The sequence below is a fragment of the Terrirubrum flagellatum genome (genome assembly GCF_022059845.1).
Taxonomy (GTDB): Bacteria; Pseudomonadota; Alphaproteobacteria; order Rhizobiales; family Beijerinckiaceae; genus Terrirubrum; species Terrirubrum flagellatum.
Genome location: NZ_CP091851.1, coordinates 3,148,631 through 3,165,494 on the forward strand (window position 1 = coordinate 3,148,631; position 16,864 = coordinate 3,165,494).

Genomic DNA, 16,864 nt, shown 5'->3' on the forward strand with positions numbered 1-16,864 from the left:
TTCTGCAGCGACTCGGCCTCCACGACGCCCCACATGTTTAGTCTGCGTTGGAATTCAGGTAATCGATGGCGCTGCTCTCGCGCGCCCTTGATGCGCCTGGAGCCGCGCAGACGCTCGACGAATCCAGCGCCGATAGGATCTGTGAGGCTGAAGCCAGATCCTCAGGCGGAGCATATACGGCTTCCCTGTTTTGAACTTCCGGAGAAGTGGCGAGCTCGTCCTGGTTCGGCCGCGCCGTTCCCAAGAGCATGGCGAACATGAACATTGCTGCGATGGAGACGAGAACGCGGTTCATGTGAGCCCCTCAAGTCGTCGCCGCTGACTTCGTCGATCACGCGATCGCCTCGACGTGACTCCGTCACTTGAGAGCGCGGACGCGCAACTCGCAGCGCAAAAACTGTGCAGAATTTCCCGTCTTAGTCGCGCCACAACAAAGCTAATCGGCTCTACCGAGCGGTTTCCACAGCAAACAGTGTGCCAGCTACCGCATGGCGCCAGAAGGATGGATCACTTTCGAATCCCAGTGTTTGATCGCAGAAGGTCGCTCGGCAACAATCTCTGCGGCGCGGAGCGATATGGGTTTGACCAAACTATGGGCGCCAAAAGCGGACTCTCGAGTTGCATCCCAGGAGCGGACATCCAACCCAAACGAAATCGCGCCGTGCGCCGCCGACTGCAACTATCACTCGACAAAGGTGCAGTCTGAGGAAACGTACGAGTGCATTTCTCCTAAACAGCACTAATCTGCACTGCTCCGGCTTGCGCTTAACACTGCACCAGATGGCCGGGCGACAGCTCACGATAGAAACGTTTTGGCGGACAATAGTCTGCTCTGCGCACGGGGCTTCTAATCTCATCCGCGAAAGGAGCGCGCCTGCCCGACCGGCGAGTCGGGTCGGGAATCGGCGCCGCGACAAGCAGGCGTTTGGTGTAAGGATGCTGAGGATTCTCGAACATGGCCGCCCGCGATCCAATCTCGACAATCTCGCCAAGGCACATCACCGCTACGCGATGGCTGATGCGCTCGACAACCGCCATGTCATGCGAAATGAAGAGGTAAGCGAGCTTCATTTTGGCCTGCAGCTCCAGCATCAGATTGATGATCTGCGCTTTCACCGAGACGTCGAGCGCCGAAACGGACTCGTCCGCCACAATCAACCGGGGCGCAAGCGTGCGGGCGATGCAGATTCGCTGGCGTCGGCCGCCCGCTTGGCATTATTGCACGTCAGCCACGTTTCGTCCTGGCCGTCGTCTGCGGCGTCGTCTCGTACTTGCTGATGAGCTTCCTGATGGCCGCCGCGCCGTTGGCGATGAAGATTTGCGGTCTGTCACAGGAGTCCGCGAACCTCGGTCTTCAATGGCGCATCATCGCGATGTACGGGCCGAGCTTCTGGACGGGTTGTTTGATCACGCGCTTGGGCGCGTCTTGTGTGGTCGCCATTGGTCTGGCGCTCATCGCCGCTTCTTCCGCAGCCGGCTTTCTTGGCGTCGACGTGGCGCGCTTCTGGGCGACCCTGATCTTGCTTGGAGCAGGCTGGAGCTTCGGGTTCGTTGGAGCTTCCGCGATGGCCCTTGAATGTCATCAGCCGGAAGAAAAGGCGCGCGTGCAGTCGTTCAGTGACTTCGTCGTCTTCGGCACGATGGCGGTTGGCTCGCTCCTCTCCGGCGGCCTCCTGTCGTCCTTCGGGTGGAGCGCCGTCCTGACGCTCTCATTCACCCCGTTGATGGTCGCCGTGGCGGCTCTCTGCGCCTGCGCGTTCTCAGCGCGCGTGAAGAGCGCGTAGTCGATGATTGCCCGTCAGCGCAGAACTTGCCGCCAACAGGAGCACTTATCGCGCAACGCTTGCAACGTTGCCAGGGAGGCGTGAACTGAACGGCTCAAAGCCACGGCGCGAGCGTCGCCTGTTTTAGCCGTCTCCGTGCTCGCGGCGCATTCTGCGTAGGTCTCGCCGTCAAGAGCAGTGGCCGTCGGGCGCCATATGCCGACATTTAGAGTTATTCTCCAAACCCGACATTTGCAGTACAGCGTGGCGAAGACCGGCGATCGGCTGCGCAGTTCAACCGCAATGGGAGCGCCAATCGAACCGATGGGCCACGCCCCGTGGCGCCCGTCAGGTCTGCGAAATTGCGCACGCAGCCGCAATGACAAGCTTGAGGAATTTCTGCTCGCCGCCTGCAAGCGCAAGATCGCGCCGCCGGATGATGTCGTGATTGACGGCGAAGTGAATCTTCACCTGGGCGACGGCGGCTATGCTTTGAGCGCACGCCTCAGTGTCAGCCTGCCGGGCGTCGAGCGCGAATTGGTGTAAGCCCTCGTCGATGAGGCGCACCAGACGCGCTGCTATTCAAAGGCCGCGCGCAGGCAACATTGAGGTCGGGATCAGGTCGGTCTGAAGAGAAAGCATCACAAAGCGCGGCCACTTTCATGCAGGGCTTGGCGACCGTATCCCGACTTAGCGTGTTGCGTCCGCCGTTATCAGCGCAACCCGATCGGCGCCGTCCCGGGATCGCCCATAGGCCGCGCAACCCTAGACTCCAGGTCCAACGATTCCGGCTTCGGCAATCCCAAATTTCTGTCTTGATCACCGTGGCCCCGATTCAAATGGCTCCGGACACTTCGATATCGCCGGAGCGCAAAAGCTCTGCGATGATGAATAAAGCCTGTCGCAACGCCGCAAGCGTCGGCGCGGCGCCGAGATTGATGCGCACCGCATGCGTCAGAATTTCGCGCCCGACTGCGAAGGCGTCAGCCGGCAGGACTCCCACGCCACGCTGTCGGCAGGCGCGGGCGAAAGCCGCGGCGCGCCAAGGTTCGGGCAGATGCAGCCATGCGTGCGTGGCGATCTCGTTGGTCTGAACGTCGAAACCGGCAAGCGCTTCTCGAAGAACGGTCTGCCGCCGGCGCAGCTCCTCGCGCTGGATCTCGACAATGCGGGCGGCCGCTCCATCTTCAAGCATGCTGGTGGCGATGAGAGCAGTCAGCGGACTGATGCTCCAGCAATCGATACGCAAAGCCGCCGCGACATGTCCGAGCACGGCGCGCGGCGCGACGACGAAGCCGTAGCGAAGGCCGGGAGCGATGCATTTCGACAGGCAGCTCACATGGATCGTCAGCTCCGGCTCCAGCGCAGCGAATGACGGCGGGCTGCTTTCGAGCAACGGCCGATAAACGTCATCTTCGATGATGAGCACATTGTGCGCCCGCGCGATCTGCGCCAATGCGCGGCGACGTTCCTCGCTCAAGGTCGTCGTCGTTGGATTGTGCAGGCTTGGAATGAGGAACACCGCGCGCGGCCGCCAGTTCGCGCATGCAGCCTCGAACGCTTCCGGCCGCATGCCGTCGCGATCCATCGGCAGACCGCGCAGATCAAGACCGAGGGAACGGCAAAGCGCGCTGATGCCCTGGTACGAAATCGCGTCGGCAAGGATGACATCGCCGCGCTGCGCCACGGCGCGCAGCACGCATGCGAGCCCATGTTGCGCGCCATCGGTCAGCACGACGCGGCTCGCATCGCCATCACCGGCGACGCCATCGAGCCAGGCGGCGACGGCTGTGCGCGCCCAGAGCGGCCCTTCCGGCGGGTGGTAATCCTGCAGGCTCGCAAAGCGTCGATCTTTGGAAAGACGCGGCAACAGCGTCGTCGCAGCTTCGATATAGGCTGTCGTGGCGGGGCGATTGACGGAAAGATCAACCAACCCGGCTTCGTCGCTGGGCGCAGATTTGAAGGACGGTTCTTCCGCATCGCGCGGCGCGATCAGCGTGCCGCGGCCGGGGCGCGCCTCGACGAGACCGCGTTCCTGCAGCGTCGCGAAAGCTCGCGTGACAGTTGTGACATTGATGCCGAGCGCGCGGGCGATCTCGCGATGAGGCGGCAGCCGGTCGCCTTCGCTAAGCTCGCCACGCGCTATTCGATCGCCGATCGCATCAGCCAGCCGCTGGTAGACCGGCCCATCACCCGCCGGCAGTTCCAGATGATCGAGCATATTTTGCGCGCGCCCAGCCAACCCAAGTAGTCGACTACCTTATCATGGTGACGAAAACCACACAATTTGCCTTATCCGCTTCGATTTTGATGGCAAGCGGCCAGATATATGACCAATAGCCGATCAAAATGCCATATAATTTGTGCTTGACGCCCTTATTTGCCCCAGATAGCGTCACTCAAATCGAAGTTATCTGATCATACAATTTGACTGGCTTTTACAGCCGTGCTTGGGAGGGCGCAGTTGAAGCAGGCATCGGCGAATCATGTGGGCGGGACCAGTCCGCTCCAGGCGCCAGCCGCTCAGCGAGACACGTCGACAAGCGCGCACGCGGCTCCGCGAGATCAGGGCAAGCAGCCGCCGATAGTCGCCGACGCGGAGCAGAACAGTCGCCCGCTCGTCGAATTTGTCGACGTCGAGAAAGCCTACGGCTCCTTTCAGGCGGTGCGAAATCTCAACCTGCATGTCGGCCGCGGCGAGTTCCTGACCTTTCTCGGCCCCTCTGGCTCGGGAAAGACCACGACGCTCAATATGCTGGCGGGCTTCGAGCGCCCAACGCGCGGCGTCATCACGCTTGAAGGAAAATCTGTCGAGCGATTGCCGCCCTATGAGCGGAACATCGGCATGGTGTTCCAGAACTATGCGCTCTTTCCGCATATGAGCGTCGAAGAAAATGTCGCCTTCCCGCTGTCAGTCAGGAAGACGCCGAAGGCCGAGATCGCTCCGCGCGTGAAACGCGCGCTCGAGATGGTGCGGCTGGAGCAGTTTGGGGACCGCAAGCCGGCGCAGCTCTCCGGCGGCCAGCAGCAGCGCGTCGCTCTGGCGCGCGCGCTCGTGTTCAAGCCGTCGCTGGTGCTCATGGACGAGCCGCTCGGCGCGCTCGACAAGAAGCTGCGCGAGCACATGCAGATCGAGTTGAAGCAAATTCATGAAACGCTCGGCGTCACCATCGTCTATGTCACGCACGATCAGAGCGAAGCGCTGACCATGTCGGATCGCGTCGCCGTGTTCGAAGGCGGCGTTGTCGTTCAGATCGGATCACCCGACACGCTCTATAATGAGCCTGCGACGCCTTTTGTCGCGGAATTCATCGGCGAGAATAATCTGCTGGACGGCGAAGTCGCGAAGATCAGCGGCGTGCAATGTCTCATCGCGCTAAGCGGCGGGAAGATGATCATCGCCAACGCCGCCGACAGATTGTCGGCGGGCGACGCGGTCAAGCTCGCGATCCGGCCAGAGCGGATCTCGGTGTCGCGCGAGCAGGCCCGGAGCGAGAATTGCGTCGAGGCGATTGTCGACGGGCGCATCTATCTCGGCGATCACCAGCGGCTGCTGGCGCGGCTCGAGAACGGAGATGTGCTGACCGTGAAGATCGGCCCGGAGGGCGCGCCGCCATCGGGCGAAAAGATTCAATTGAGCTGGAACGCCGTCGATAGCCGCGCCTTCACCGCCGGCGTCGCGGCTCCCCGGAATATTTCGGCTTCGAGGAGGGAAGAATGACAGGACATTGCAAATTGGCGCTGGCGCTGACGGGCGCGGCGATTATCTGGCAGTGGCAGCCGGCGGCGGCGCAGGAGCTTACCATCATGGCGACCGGCGGTGCCTGGCAGGCGGCGCTGCGCCAGGCCTGGTTCGAGCCCTTCGCCAAGAAGATGGGCGTCAAATTCAATGAGCAGGAATATCTCGGCGATCTCGGCAAGATCAAAGCCATGGTCGAAACCGGCAATGTGCCCGTCGATCTTGTCACGGTCGAGAAATCGACGGTTCTGCAAGGCTGTGACGCCGGCGTTCTTATCCGCCTCGATTATTCCAAGATCGCCGATCGCTCGCGCTTCCTGCCTGGAACCGCGCTTGATTGCGGCGTCGGCATCGACGTCTATGGCGATGTCCTCGCCTATGACACAACCGTGCTGAAAGAAGCGCCAACCTCCGTGCTCGATATTTTCGACACGAAGAAGTTTCCGGGCAAGCGCGCGATGCGCAAGGCGCCGGCGCAGAATCTTGAATGGGCGCTGATGGCCGACGGCGTGCCGATCGCGGACATCTACAAGGTGCTTGCAACCCCTGCCGGCGTCGACCGCGCCTTCAAGAAGCTCGATACGATCAAGAAGGACATCGTCTGGTGGGAGGCCGGCGCGCAGCCGCCGCAGCTTCTCGCGTCGAAAGAAGTGGTGATGACGACCGCGTGGAACGGACGCATTCAGAATGCGATCGACAATGACAAGCGACCTTTCGCGATCGTCTGGAAAAACCAGATCGTCGAATATGACATGATCGCGATCCCCAAGGGCGCGAAGAATCTCGATCTCGCTTACAAATATCTTTCCTACGCCGCGCAGCCCGAGGTGAGCGCGCAGCTCGGCCGCTACATCCCTTACGGCCCCGTGCTCAAGGATGCCACGCCCTTCATTCCGAAGGACGTTCTGCCGAAACTGCCGACCGCGCCGGACCATATGACGAGCTATCTCGTGGGCGATGTCGAATTCTGGGGCGACCATGGCGAGGATCTGGTGAAACGCTTCAACGCCTGGCTTGCCCAATAATCGGGATTTGCGTTCGCGCCCGGGCGGCCTACGCCCGGGCGATCGTGGAGCTTCTTTGATGTCTCTCGCCGCCGCGGCGCCAATGGTCATCGCAAAAGGTCGCAGCGAGGGTCTGCGGCCGCTCTTGCTCGTAGCGCCGCTGCTCCTGCTTCTCCTGCTCAGCTTCGGCCTCCCTATCGCAGCGCTTCTCTCGCGCGCGTTCTATGAGCCGATGATCGCCAATGCGCTGCCCCGCACCAGCGCAGCGCTTTCCAGCTCCAGCGGAGCGGGCGTGCCGGACGATCAGGTTTTCCGCGCGCTGGCCGCTGACCTCGCCGCGGCGCAGGCGGCGGAGCGCGTCTACGAATTCGCGAAGAGCTTCAATGTCCGATTGCCCGGCGCGCGCAGCCAGATGCTCCGCGCCGCTCGCGCCGCGGCGCAGGACTCTTCAATCAACAAGGAGGGACTCATCCGCGCCGCGCCCTTGCTGGGTGATGAGCGTTGCTGGGCGGCGATCCGCGCGGGCGTCAATCGCTTCACGACCTTCTTCCTGCTCAACGCGTTCGATCTGCGCTGGAGCGATCAGGGTTCGATTGTCTCGGCGCCAATCGAGCAGGCGGTGTTCGTCCGCGTCTTCGGCCGCACATTCCTGATCGCCGCGCTGGTGACGCTGGCGACGTTGGCGCTGGCCTTTCCCCTCGCCTATCTCATCAGCAATCTGAGGCCCGCCATGGCCGGCGCCGTGCTGGTGCTTGTGCTTCTGCCGTTCTGGACGTCAATCCTGGTGCGCACGGCGGCGTGGACGGTCATCCTGCAGAAGTTCGGGCTGCTCAATGACGCTCTGCTCTGGCTCGGCCTCGCGCAGGACAGGCTGGAGCTGATGTACAGCCGCGCGGGCCTCATCATCGCGATGACCCATATCCAATTGCCGTTCACTCTCTTGCCGATCTATAGCGTCATGCGCTCGATGCAGCCGTCGCAGCTTCGCGCGGCGCAGTCACTTGGCGCACGGCCGCTCACTGCATTCTGGAAAGTTTATCTGCCGCAGGTGACGCCCGGCGTGCTCGCGGGCGGCCTTCTCACCTTTATCCTCTGCCTCGGCTACTACATCACGCCGGCGCTCATCGGCGGCGCGAGCGATCAGTTGATCAGCAACTTCATCGCCAATTACGTCAATGTCGAACTGAACTGGGAAATGGCGGCGGCGCTGAGTTTCGTGCTGCTGACTTCGACGATCGGCCTCTATGCGCTGATGACGCACTATCTCGGCCTCGACCTCTTCAAGATGGGATAGATCGTTGCTGCTCTCTCCCTATCCCACACTCGGTGAACGCATCCGCATCGGCGCGCTCTGGATCTGGTGCGGATTGATGCTGATCTTCCTGATCGCGCCGATCTTCGTTCCCATACCACTCTCCTTCAGCAGCGGCTCCTTCTTCACCTTTCCTCTGCCCGGCCTGTCGCTGCGATGGTACGAGACGGTGCTTGGCGCGCCGCGCTGGCGCGCTGCGATCGGCAACAGCCTGCTAATCGGACTGGGAACGACGATCCTCGCGACAATTCTTGGAACGCTGACGGCGATCGGCCTGTCCGACCCGAAATTCCCGGCGCGTCGGCTCGTCGTGCCGATCCTGATCTCGCCGCTCATCGTTCCCGTGGTCGTCACCGCAGTCGGGACCTATTTGTTCTACGCCCGCATCGGACTCGCGAGCACCTATACAGGCGTGATCCTGGCGCACACGGTGCTGGCCAGCCCCTTCGTCGTCGTGACGGTTGGCGCGAGTCTGACGGGCTTCGATCGCAACCTGATGCGCGCGACCGCTATCCTCGGCGCAAAGCCTCTGACGGGCTTTTTCCGGGTGATGCTGCCATTGATTCTGCCCGGCGTCCTCTCCGGCGCCGCCTTCGCCTTCGTCACGTCCTTCGACGAGGTCGTTGTGGCCCAGTTTCTCGCGAGCGCGGAACAGCGCACCCTGCCACTCGAAATGTTCACCGGACTGCGCGAGCAGCTCAGCCCGGCCATCACCGCGGCGGCGACAATGATGATGGGACTGTCGATCATCCTGCTCATGGTGGCCAATCTTCTCGCGCGCCAATCGAGACGGCGAGCCGGCTCCGCCTCTGACTAGGCGAGCGATACAGACCGCGCTTACGCGGTAGCTGTCATCGAGCGCCACAGGCGGATATTCGCCGTCGATCTCGATAGCGGACCTTCGACGCGCACTTAAACGCTACGTCAAGGTATAAACAAAAGCACCAAGCTTTTCGCATCCAACATGATTGCGAAATCGCTCGCTTTAACGCTCACTAATCAAAATGGCCGGTTCTCTTACGCCGCGATCGCATCCCAACACATCTGCAAAAGCTCCTCACGGTCCTTCCGGGTCAGCGGCTTGTCGTGAACGCGCTGCCATTTGAGACTGTTGCGAATGGCCCCTCCGAGCAGAGCGCCAATCAGCGTCGTCGAGGCGCGTCGCACGACCCCCGCCTTCTGAGCGTCTGAGATGAGGCGTCCGATATAGACGCTCGACCCCGAGAAAACCTCACGCAGTTCGGAATGGCTGATGATCGGCGCGTTGGAAAGATATTCAAACAGGATCGCGCGATCGGGGTCAGCCCATATGAAATCAATGTAGTCGGAAAAATAATTGATGAAGCGCTGGCGATGCGGCTCGATCGGATCAATTGGCCGGACGAGCGCTTCATCGATCGATTTCGCGAGGCGCTTGTAGACAGCCCAGATCAACTCCTCCTTTGAGGAGAAGTAGTTGTAGAGCGAGCCTGTGGCCACTCCCGCCGCTTCCGCAATCGCAGACATGGGCGAATTCAGCCCATTCTGGACAATCAGTTTGGCGGTCGCCGCAAGAATGCGCTCGCGTTTGTCAACGCTGTAATCCATATTGAATGAACGTTCATTCACCTGTCACAAAGCATCGTTACGCGCCTCCTTAGCAAGACGCAAGAGGCGCCGACGTTAAGCCGACCGTCTCGAGAAATTCCTGGCCCATCCGCCGCTGGCGGTCGGACGGTCGCGAATGTCTGCGCCTATCAGAGATCAAGAGCGAAGCGATGCCGCAGAATCTCACCTTCATCCATTTGACTGATCTGCACATCAACGCGCCAAGCGTGCAGGACGACCATCTTTTCTCTGACACGAGCGCGACGTTGCGGAAGATTCTGTCCGAGGTGAAAGCGCTCGCTCCGCAGCCGAAATTCATCGTCGCCAGCGGCGATCTCACCAATCGCGGCGACGTCGAAAGCTATCAGCATCTCAAGAGCATCTTCGATGAGGCGGCGCTCGATATTCCCGTTGTCTGGGCGCTCGGCAATCATGATCGCCGCGCCGGTTTCTATCGAGGCATGCTTGGCCGCGCGGAGAATCTCGGCGCGCCCTATTTCCACGACCGAGTGATCGAAGGCCTTCATGTGATCGCGCTGGATTCAAGCGCTCCTGGCAAGATCGGCGGCTCGATCGAGGCCGAGCAGTTCGCCTGGCTCGAAAGCCGTCTCAATGATCATCCCGATCTGCCGAAGCTTCTCGTCAGCCATCACGCCCCTCTTCTCGATGAAGACGACATCGAGATGGAATGGGAGGCGATTTCCGCCCCCGACACGATTCGGCTGCGCAAGCTGCTTGCCGGCCGCAACGTGATCGGGCTGCTGTCCGGTCATATCCATTTTGATCGCGTGTCGAGCTGGCACGGCGTTCCCGTGGTCGTCGGCATCGGCCAGCACGCCGCGACTGACGTGCTTTCCCTGCACAAAGGCGTGCGCATGGTCTCCGGCGCCTCATTCGCGATCGGGACGGTGCGGCCTTCCGGCCTCACAGTGTCCTTCACGCCGCAGCCGACCGATCGCCGCGAACTGCACATGATCACCTTCGCGGCCATGGCCGAACTCATCGCCAAATATGAAGCCGCGGCCGAAGCCGCCGAATAACACGCAGGGGACGTCACATGCGCAGACGCGCTTTTCTTGCCGGCCTCGCCGCGCTTCCCGCTGGCGCGCTGTCCGAATCCGCCAGCGCTCAAACGCCGGTCGAGATCAATTTCTATAATTACAATCTGGCGACGGCGGGCCTCGGCGCCGAAGCGACGAAGAAACTTATTCAGGAATTCATGGACGCCAATCCGAACGTCAGGGTGAAGGGCGTCGGCGTCGGCGCCGCTGACATCACTGCCCGCGTTCAGGCCGATGTCGCAGCGCGGCGTCCTGTCGACCTCATTCAGCTCATCTTCAACGACATGGATTTCGCCGTGCGCAGCCTCGGCGCCAAGGCGCTGGAGGACATCATTCCCGGCGAAGAGCTGCGCGCGCATTTCGAAGGCTTTGCGCCGAACGGGCTGAAGCTCGGCATGCTCAACGGCAAGACCTATGGCCTCGCCTACACCTTCTCGACGCCGGTCCTCTTCTACAACGCCGATCTTTTCAAGCGCGCCGGCCTCGATCCAGAGCGGCCGCCGCAGAACTGGGCTGACGTCAAGCAAACAGCGCTTACGATCAGGGAGAAGACCGGGAAAAACGGATTCAGCGCTGGCGTCTTCGGGCCGTCGGCAGGCGACTGGCTGTTCCAGGGCGTTATTCGCTCGAATGGCGGCGAAGTGATTTCGCGCGATCGGAAGACATTGAAGTTCGGCGAGCCGGAGGCCATCGAGGCGGTGGCGATGCTGCGAGACCTCTTCACAAGCGGCGCCATGCCGAATCTCGACATCAACGGCGCCATGGAGTCGATGGCGTCAGGCAATCTCGGCATGTATCTCCAGACCAGCGCCGTTCAGGGTTTCCTGATCAATGGCGCGAAGGACAAGTTCGAGCTGCGCGCCTCGACGATGCCGACCTTCGGCGAGAAGCCCGTGCGGCCGAATAATTCCGGAAGCGCGCTGGTGATCCTCGCCAGCGACCGCGCCAAGCAGCGCGCAGCTTGGGAGCTGATGAAGTTCCTGACGTCCAAGCGCGGCTATACAGTCATCACGTCGGAGATCGGTTATCTCCCGCTTCGCACCGATATTGTCGATGATCCGCGCTATCTCGGCGACTGGGTCAAGGCGCATCCGCTCGTGCAGCCCAACCTGAAGCAGCTTGCAGTGCTCGAACCGTGGGATTCGATGCCGGGCTCGAATTATCGCCAGATCGTCAAGACGATGATGGACGCTGCCGAGATGTCCGTGTTTGGCGGCGTCGATGTCGGCGCGACGCTCAAGACGGCGCAGGCCACCGCCCAGCGACTGATGCCTAACTAGGCGCGATGAAAGCCGTGCGAGCTGTCGCGCGGCTCACTCTTGATTCATCCGGCATAGCAATGACTGATGCGATCATGACGCCGCCCGCCGCGCTGGCGCCAATCCGTCGCCAAAAGCGGCGGCGCGGCGACGGCGCGACGCCCTGGTTCTATGTGCTCCCGGCCGTCGCCACTTTTGTCATCTGGATCTATGAACCGCTGGCGCAGGCGGTCTGGCTGAGCTTCTACGACTGGAACATGCTGCCTGACGCGCCGCGCACTTTTGTCGGCTGGACGAACTACATCAATATTTTCCATCTCCCGAAGCAGTGGCAGGCGTTGCGCAACACTGGCGTCTATATTCTCAGCCTGCTTCCGATCGCGGTTCTGATTCCGCTGGCGATCGCGATCTATACGCAGGACTTGCCAGCGCGCTCGCGCAATTTCTATCGGGCGATGATCTTCACGCCCATGATTATCGCCCCTGTCGTCGCGGCGGCCGTCTGGCGCTGGCTTCTTGATCCGGATCACGGCGTCATCAATCTCGGCCTGCAAGCGATAGGATCGCGCGCCGTCGGCTTCCTGAGCGACCCCAATATCGCGATCTGGACGATGATCGGCATCACAGGCTGGAAGCTGATCGGCTTCTCGACCCTGATCCTGTCCGCCGCGAACGCCAACATCAACCCGTCGCTGATCGAAGCCGCGCGGATGGATGGCGCTAACCGCTGGGAGGTCGTTCGCGACGTCAGGCTTCCGCTGCTGTCATCCACCATCCTGTTCCTGGTGATGATGACGATCCTGCTCGGCGCGCAGTGGAGCTTCACCTATATCAATGTCCTGACCGGGGGCGGCCCGCTCGGCGCCACGACAAACATCTACTATCTCCTGTGGGATTTCGGCTTCTCCAGTCTTTCGGTCGGCTGGAGTTCGGCCGCCGCAGTGATCCTCTTCCTCGGCTTTGGCGCGCTCGCCTTTGTGCTGTTCCGCCTGATCGACAGGTTCTCGTTCCATGACAATTGATGCGGCTGGCGCCCTGCCCATCCGGGAAGCCGCAGGAGCGCGCCGGAGGCGGGTAAGGTCGCGAACATCCGTCAACGATTCGCTGGGCCATCTCGTTCTGATTGGCCTGTCGATCGTCTGCCTTTTCCCGGTCTACTGGATGATCGTCAGCTCACTGAGGCCAGCGAACGAGATTTTCGAGACGCGCCTGTGGCCGACGAGCGCCTCGCTCGCCAACTACGCCACGGCGCTCAATTCGATACCGATCTGGCGAATGCTGCTGAACACGCTGTTCGTCTCGTCTGTCGTGACAATCATCCAATTGTTCACGGGCCTGCTCGCCGCGTACGGATTTGCGCGCTGGCGCTTCCCCTTCTCCAGGCTCTTTCTCCCCCTGATCGCGCTGACCTGGTTGGCGCCGTTTCAGGTCGTCATGATCCCGAACTACTTGCTCGTCGCGCAGCTCGACCTTCTCGACTCCATCACGGCGCTCATTCTTCCGCATTTCGCGTCCGCGCTGTGCGTAGTGCTGCTGACGCAGGCCATGCGCTCCTTTCCCAAAGAGATCATCGAGGCCGCGCGGATGGACGGGGCGCGAAGCTGGCGCATCCTGTGGCAGGTGGTCGCGCCCAATTTACGCGGCTCGATCGCCTCGCTCGCGATCCTCATCTTCATCTCGACCTGGAACGAGTATTTCTGGCCGCTCCTGCTCTCGCGCACGCCGGAGAACAGCGTCATCCAGATCGGCATCCAGATGTTCATGACCCAGGAAGGGACGCTATGGGGGCCGCTCATGGCCGCCTCGACCATGGCGAGCCTGCCAATCCTTGCGCTCTATGTTGTTCTCCAGCGCCAGGTCATCCAGTCATTCATGAAATCGGGGCTGCGATAATGTCCGTCACCTTCGACCGCCTGCTGAACGTCGCCGGCGCCTACAATGTCAGGGATCTCGGCGGCTACGCCGTGCGAGAAGGCGAGACGTCCTGGCGCCGCGTCCTGCGCGCTGATGGCCTGCATCGCCTCGCGCCTGAAAGTGTGGAACAGCTCTACGACGCCGGCGTTCGCACTGTGATCGACCTTCGCCATGCCGACGAACTTGCGCATCAACCCAACCCCTTCAGCGGTCATCGCAGCGTCGCCTATCTCAATATCCCGCTGTTCGCGCAGCTTGCGCCTCAACCGGCGCCGGCGGCGCCTGCGAAGGACGCTCTCCTCGATCTCTACCTGCTTGCGCTGACGACGCGGAAGAGCGCAATCCGCGAGACGCTTTCGGCGATCGCCGATGCGACCGAAGGCACCGTGCTGTTTCATTGCACCGCGGGGAAGGACAGGACGGGCATTATCGCCGCGCTCACTCTCGGCATCGCGGGCGCTGACAGATCCACGATCGTGAGCGACTACGCGCTGACAGGCGCGCTCATCGCTCCCATGATCGAAGACATCCTCGCCGGAGCAAAGGCGCGAGGCGCCGACATCGCCCTGCTGACCCCGCTGCTCGCCTGTCAGGCCGAGACGATGCTGGCGATGCTTGATCATCTCGACGACAATCATGGCGGCGTCGACGGCTATCTCGCCGACATCGGATTGCAGACGACCTCACGCGAGAAGATCCGCGCCCGCCTGGTCGGCCTCGAACACAGCAGGAAGGTGACGTGATGGCTGAGATCTCGATACGCGACGTCAGAAAGAGTTATGACGCCAAAGAGATTCTTCACGGCCTCAGTCTCGATGTGGCGAACGGCGAGTTCGTCGTCATCGTTGGCCCATCCGGCTGCGGAAAGTCCACCCTGTTGCGCATGATCGCGGGTCTCGAAGACATCACGCACGGCGAGATCGCCATCAACCGCGAGGTCGTCAACGACATCGATCCCGCCGATCGCGGTTGCGCCATGGTGTTCCAGAACTACGCGCTCTATCCGCATATGACGGTGCGCGAGAATATGGGCTATCCACTGCGCATCGCCAGAATGCCGAAGGATTTGCGCGAGAAGCGCGTGGCCGAGCTCGCCGCAATTCTCGACCTCTCGGACTATCTCGACCGGCGTCCGAACCAACTGTCGGGCGGGCAGCGTCAGCGCGTCGCCATGGGTCGCGCGATCGCGCGTGAACCGGCGGTCTTTCTGTTCGATGAGCCCTTGTCGAATCTCGACGCCAAATTGCGCGTGCAGATGCGCATCGAGATCAAGAGGCTGCACAAGCGGCTGAAGGCGACCAGCATCTTCGTCACGCATGATCAGGTCGAGGCCATGACGCTGGCCGACAAGCTCGTGGTGATGAATGGCGGCCGGATCGAGCAGATCGGATCGCCGGCCTCCGTCTATCGCCGGCCGGCCTCAACCTTTGTCGCTTCATTTCTCGGCGCGCCGCCGATGAATCTCGCCAGCGCCACCGTCGCCGGCCCCCGCCAAATTTCACTCGACGGAGCGCCGAACTTCGTCGTGCCGACCGCAAACGACCTGCCGCTGAAGTCGGGTGCTCCCGTCACGATTGGCGTCAGGCCGGAGGACATCGTGCTGACGACCGATGCCGGCCAAGGCCTCGGCGGCCGGATCGATCTCATCGAGGAGCTTGGCGGAAGCCAGGTCGCCTATTGCCAGACGCTCGCCCAGGAATTTTCCGTCGTGTTGCCTCGCGGCAGCGCCGAAACGGAGGACCAGCAGATTTTCATGCGGTTCCCCGCAGCGTGTCTGCATCTCTTCGACGCGCAGACTGGTCAGCGAATTTGACGGAAACCCAAAGGAGCAATGCCGTTTGACAGCATAATGACCTGCGCGGCTCTTCGTGGAAGCCAAAGAAATGCAGCCGTTTGCGCGGTAGACGATAATTGCGGCCCGAGGGGGCCGACCTCACATCGGTCGCGAACAAAGCTCTCGAATTATGCGCGGGGCAGCTCACTGGTGGAATAGCGCTCCAGCAGTTTCCGGAACTCCTTGCCGCTAAAGCTGCTTTCGTGAACGAAAACAGCGATTTCAGCGGCGCCGCGGGTCTCCAGTTCTTCTATTCGCCGAAGAGCGGCAGCGGGCTCGGCTGCAACTGCAGCCATTTCCGGCGCTTCGCCCGATCCTGATACGCCAAGACGCCATTCGCGAGCGAACCTGGTCAGATCCGTAACGCTGTTACGATCATCGCATCTTGAAATAGCTTTCCGCGCCCCTTCGGCGTCCTCTTAGAGTCCTCGTTAAATTCGGTGCTCAAGGAGTCATATCGCCGCCAGATGCTGCCGCGGCAGGTGCTCGCGCTGCCGCTGTTCATCCTGTGCTGGCAGCTTGGCATTCTCAACACCTACGCTGCGCAGATTCTGCCGTTCATCGTTTCGCCTTTCGGCATTTTCCTTTTCCGCCAGTTTTTCAAGATCATTCCCGATGACGTTGTGCATGCGGCGCGTCTCGACGGGCTTTCCGAACTCGCCATCGTCTTTCGCGTGATGCTGCCAATGGCGCTGCGAGCGCCTCATCTGCTCCAGCGCCTCATACGGCTCCCGTACGTCGTGCAATTGCTTGCCATGCGAGATCATCTGCCGCTCGCGTGCTTCTCGTACCGCTTGATGAGCCGCTCTCGTTTCAATCGTGAAAGCTTCTGAATCCAGAAAACCCCGTCAAGCTGATCTATCTCGTGTTGCAAGCAAACGGCGTGAAAGCCGCTGGCTTCCTCTTCTCGCTCAACGCCGTCGAGGCCTTGAAAGCGCACGCGGATAGTCGCGTAGCGCTCCATCTTTTCAGCGGCGCCTGGCATCGACACGCTGCCCTCGGTCGCTTCGATCCGTTCGGACGATGTCCAAACGATCTCGGGATTGATGTAGATGCGAGGCGTCTTGAAGCCAGCGAGTTCGATGACGACAACACGCTGCAGCACGCCAATGTGCGGCGCGGTGACGCCGACGCCAGGCGCGGCTCGCATCGTGTCGAGAAGATCGTCCGCAAGCTGTCGCAGATCATCTCCGAAGTTGGTGACGAGCGACGCGACCGCGCGGAGCCGAGCGTCCGGGAATTTTACAATAGACCTGACCGCCATGACTCATGATCGATCGCTAATGACCTGATCATGATATATATGCTGATCGGCGCGGTCCGATAGACCAAACCGCGCTCCTTATCCGCCTTGTCGAGAGAGCCTGGAAGCCGCGCTTGCGCAGCCCTGC

17 protein-coding genes and 2 pseudogenes are annotated in these 16,864 nt (G+C 61.5%); 13 read left to right on the plus strand and 6 right to left on the minus strand.

Annotated elements, in window-relative coordinates; all coding sequences use genetic code 11:
• Window positions 1-37 precede the first annotated feature (37 nt).
• Complete coding sequence (locus L8F45_RS15220) at window positions 38-295, minus strand: hypothetical protein (RefSeq protein ID WP_342358727.1); 258 nt, start codon at window positions 293-295, stop codon at window positions 38-40.
• A gap of 470 nt (window positions 296-765) precedes the next feature.
• Window positions 766-1,209: pseudogene (locus L8F45_RS15225) on the minus strand (ABC transporter ATP-binding protein); the annotation flags it as partial.
• 80 nt (window positions 1,210-1,289) lie between these two features.
• On the opposite strand from L8F45_RS15225, the gene L8F45_RS15230 reads away from it, so the two are divergent.
• Complete coding sequence (locus L8F45_RS15230; RefSeq protein ID WP_425329925.1) at window positions 1,290-1,784, plus strand: hypothetical protein; 495 nt, start codon at window positions 1,290-1,292, stop codon at window positions 1,782-1,784.
• 243 nt (window positions 1,785-2,027) lie between these two features.
• The gene (locus L8F45_RS15235) at window positions 2,028-2,309 is read left to right on the plus strand and encodes a hypothetical protein (RefSeq protein ID WP_342358728.1); all 282 of its coding nucleotides are present in this window, start codon (window positions 2,028-2,030) and stop codon (window positions 2,307-2,309) included.
• Between the two features lie 289 nt (window positions 2,310-2,598).
• Here the strand turns inward: L8F45_RS15235 and L8F45_RS15240 are convergent, their stop codons facing one another.
• The gene (locus L8F45_RS15240; protein ID WP_342358729.1) at window positions 2,599-3,984 is read right to left on the minus strand and encodes an aminotransferase-like domain-containing protein; all 1,386 of its coding nucleotides are present in this window, start codon (window positions 3,982-3,984) and stop codon (window positions 2,599-2,601) included.
• Between the two features lie 243 nt (window positions 3,985-4,227).
• Between L8F45_RS15240 and L8F45_RS15245 the strand changes: the two genes are divergently transcribed.
• From L8F45_RS15245 to L8F45_RS15260, 4 genes are read left to right on the plus strand one after another with little or no spacing between them, the layout of a single operon-like run.
• Window positions 4,228-5,484 carry an ABC transporter ATP-binding protein gene (locus L8F45_RS15245; protein ID WP_342358730.1) on the plus strand — a complete coding sequence of 419 codons (1,257 nt, stop codon included), beginning with the start codon at window positions 4,228-4,230 and terminating at the stop codon, window positions 5,482-5,484.
• Window positions 5,481-6,527: an ABC transporter substrate-binding protein gene (locus tag L8F45_RS15250; RefSeq protein ID WP_342358731.1), complete on the plus strand. Its 1,047-nt coding sequence runs from the start codon at window positions 5,481-5,483 to the stop codon at window positions 6,525-6,527. The genes L8F45_RS15245 and L8F45_RS15250 overlap by 4 nt, the downstream gene beginning before the upstream one ends.
• A 58-nt stretch (window positions 6,528-6,585) precedes the next feature.
• A complete protein-coding gene (locus L8F45_RS15255; protein ID WP_342358732.1) occupies window positions 6,586-7,800 on the plus strand; it encodes an ABC transporter permease in 1,215 nt (404 codons plus the stop codon).
• Window positions 7,801-7,804: 4 nt separating this feature from the next.
• Window positions 7,805-8,635 (plus strand): ABC transporter permease, encoded by an 831-nt coding sequence (locus L8F45_RS15260; RefSeq protein WP_342358733.1) that lies wholly within the window; start codon window positions 7,805-7,807, stop codon window positions 8,633-8,635.
• 200 nt (window positions 8,636-8,835) lie between these two features.
• Here L8F45_RS15260 and L8F45_RS15265 read toward each other — a convergent pair whose 3' ends face one another.
• Entirely contained in the window at window positions 8,836-9,405 is a 570-nt protein-coding gene (locus tag L8F45_RS15265; RefSeq protein WP_342358734.1) for a TetR/AcrR family transcriptional regulator, read from the minus strand.
• Window positions 9,406-9,575: 170 nt separating this feature from the next.
• Between L8F45_RS15265 and L8F45_RS15270 the strand changes: the two genes are divergently transcribed.
• From L8F45_RS15270 to L8F45_RS15295, 6 genes are all read left to right on the plus strand, one after another.
• Window positions 9,576-10,445 (plus strand): metallophosphoesterase, encoded by an 870-nt coding sequence (locus L8F45_RS15270; protein ID WP_342358735.1) that lies wholly within the window; start codon window positions 9,576-9,578, stop codon window positions 10,443-10,445.
• 17 nt (window positions 10,446-10,462) lie between these two features.
• Window positions 10,463-11,746: an ABC transporter substrate-binding protein gene (locus L8F45_RS15275; RefSeq protein WP_342358736.1), complete on the plus strand. Its 1,284-nt coding sequence runs from the start codon at window positions 10,463-10,465 to the stop codon at window positions 11,744-11,746.
• A 74-nt stretch (window positions 11,747-11,820) separates the two neighbouring features.
• Window positions 11,821-12,747, plus strand: a complete 927-nt coding sequence (locus L8F45_RS15280) for a carbohydrate ABC transporter permease (RefSeq protein WP_342358737.1) — start codon at window positions 11,821-11,823, stop codon at window positions 12,745-12,747.
• Window positions 12,737-13,618: a carbohydrate ABC transporter permease gene (locus tag L8F45_RS15285; RefSeq protein WP_342358738.1), complete on the plus strand. Its 882-nt coding sequence runs from the start codon at window positions 12,737-12,739 to the stop codon at window positions 13,616-13,618. Before L8F45_RS15280 ends, L8F45_RS15285 begins: the two co-directional genes overlap by 11 nt.
• Window positions 13,618-14,382 carry a tyrosine-protein phosphatase gene (locus L8F45_RS15290; protein ID WP_342358739.1) on the plus strand — a complete coding sequence of 255 codons (765 nt, stop codon included), beginning with the start codon at window positions 13,618-13,620 and terminating at the stop codon, window positions 14,380-14,382. The genes L8F45_RS15285 and L8F45_RS15290 overlap by 1 nt, the downstream gene beginning before the upstream one ends.
• Complete coding sequence (locus L8F45_RS15295) at window positions 14,382-15,452, plus strand: ABC transporter ATP-binding protein (protein WP_342358740.1); 1,071 nt, start codon at window positions 14,382-14,384, stop codon at window positions 15,450-15,452. Before L8F45_RS15290 ends, L8F45_RS15295 begins: the two co-directional genes overlap by 1 nt.
• A gap of 149 nt (window positions 15,453-15,601) precedes the next feature.
• Here L8F45_RS15295 and L8F45_RS15300 read toward each other — a convergent pair whose 3' ends face one another.
• Window positions 15,602-15,769, minus strand: a complete 168-nt coding sequence (locus tag L8F45_RS15300; protein WP_342358741.1) for a hypothetical protein — start codon at window positions 15,767-15,769, stop codon at window positions 15,602-15,604.
• A gap of 171 nt (window positions 15,770-15,940) precedes the next feature.
• Between L8F45_RS15300 and L8F45_RS15305 the strand changes: the two are divergent.
• Window positions 15,941-16,174 (plus strand): annotated as a pseudogene (locus L8F45_RS15305) (ABC transporter permease subunit); the annotation flags it as partial.
• A 62-nt stretch (window positions 16,175-16,236) separates the two neighbouring features.
• Here L8F45_RS15305 and L8F45_RS15310 read toward each other — a convergent pair.
• Window positions 16,237-16,737, minus strand: a complete 501-nt coding sequence (locus tag L8F45_RS15310; RefSeq protein WP_342358742.1) for a peptide deformylase — start codon at window positions 16,735-16,737, stop codon at window positions 16,237-16,239.
• Window positions 16,738-16,864: the final 127 nt, after the last annotated feature.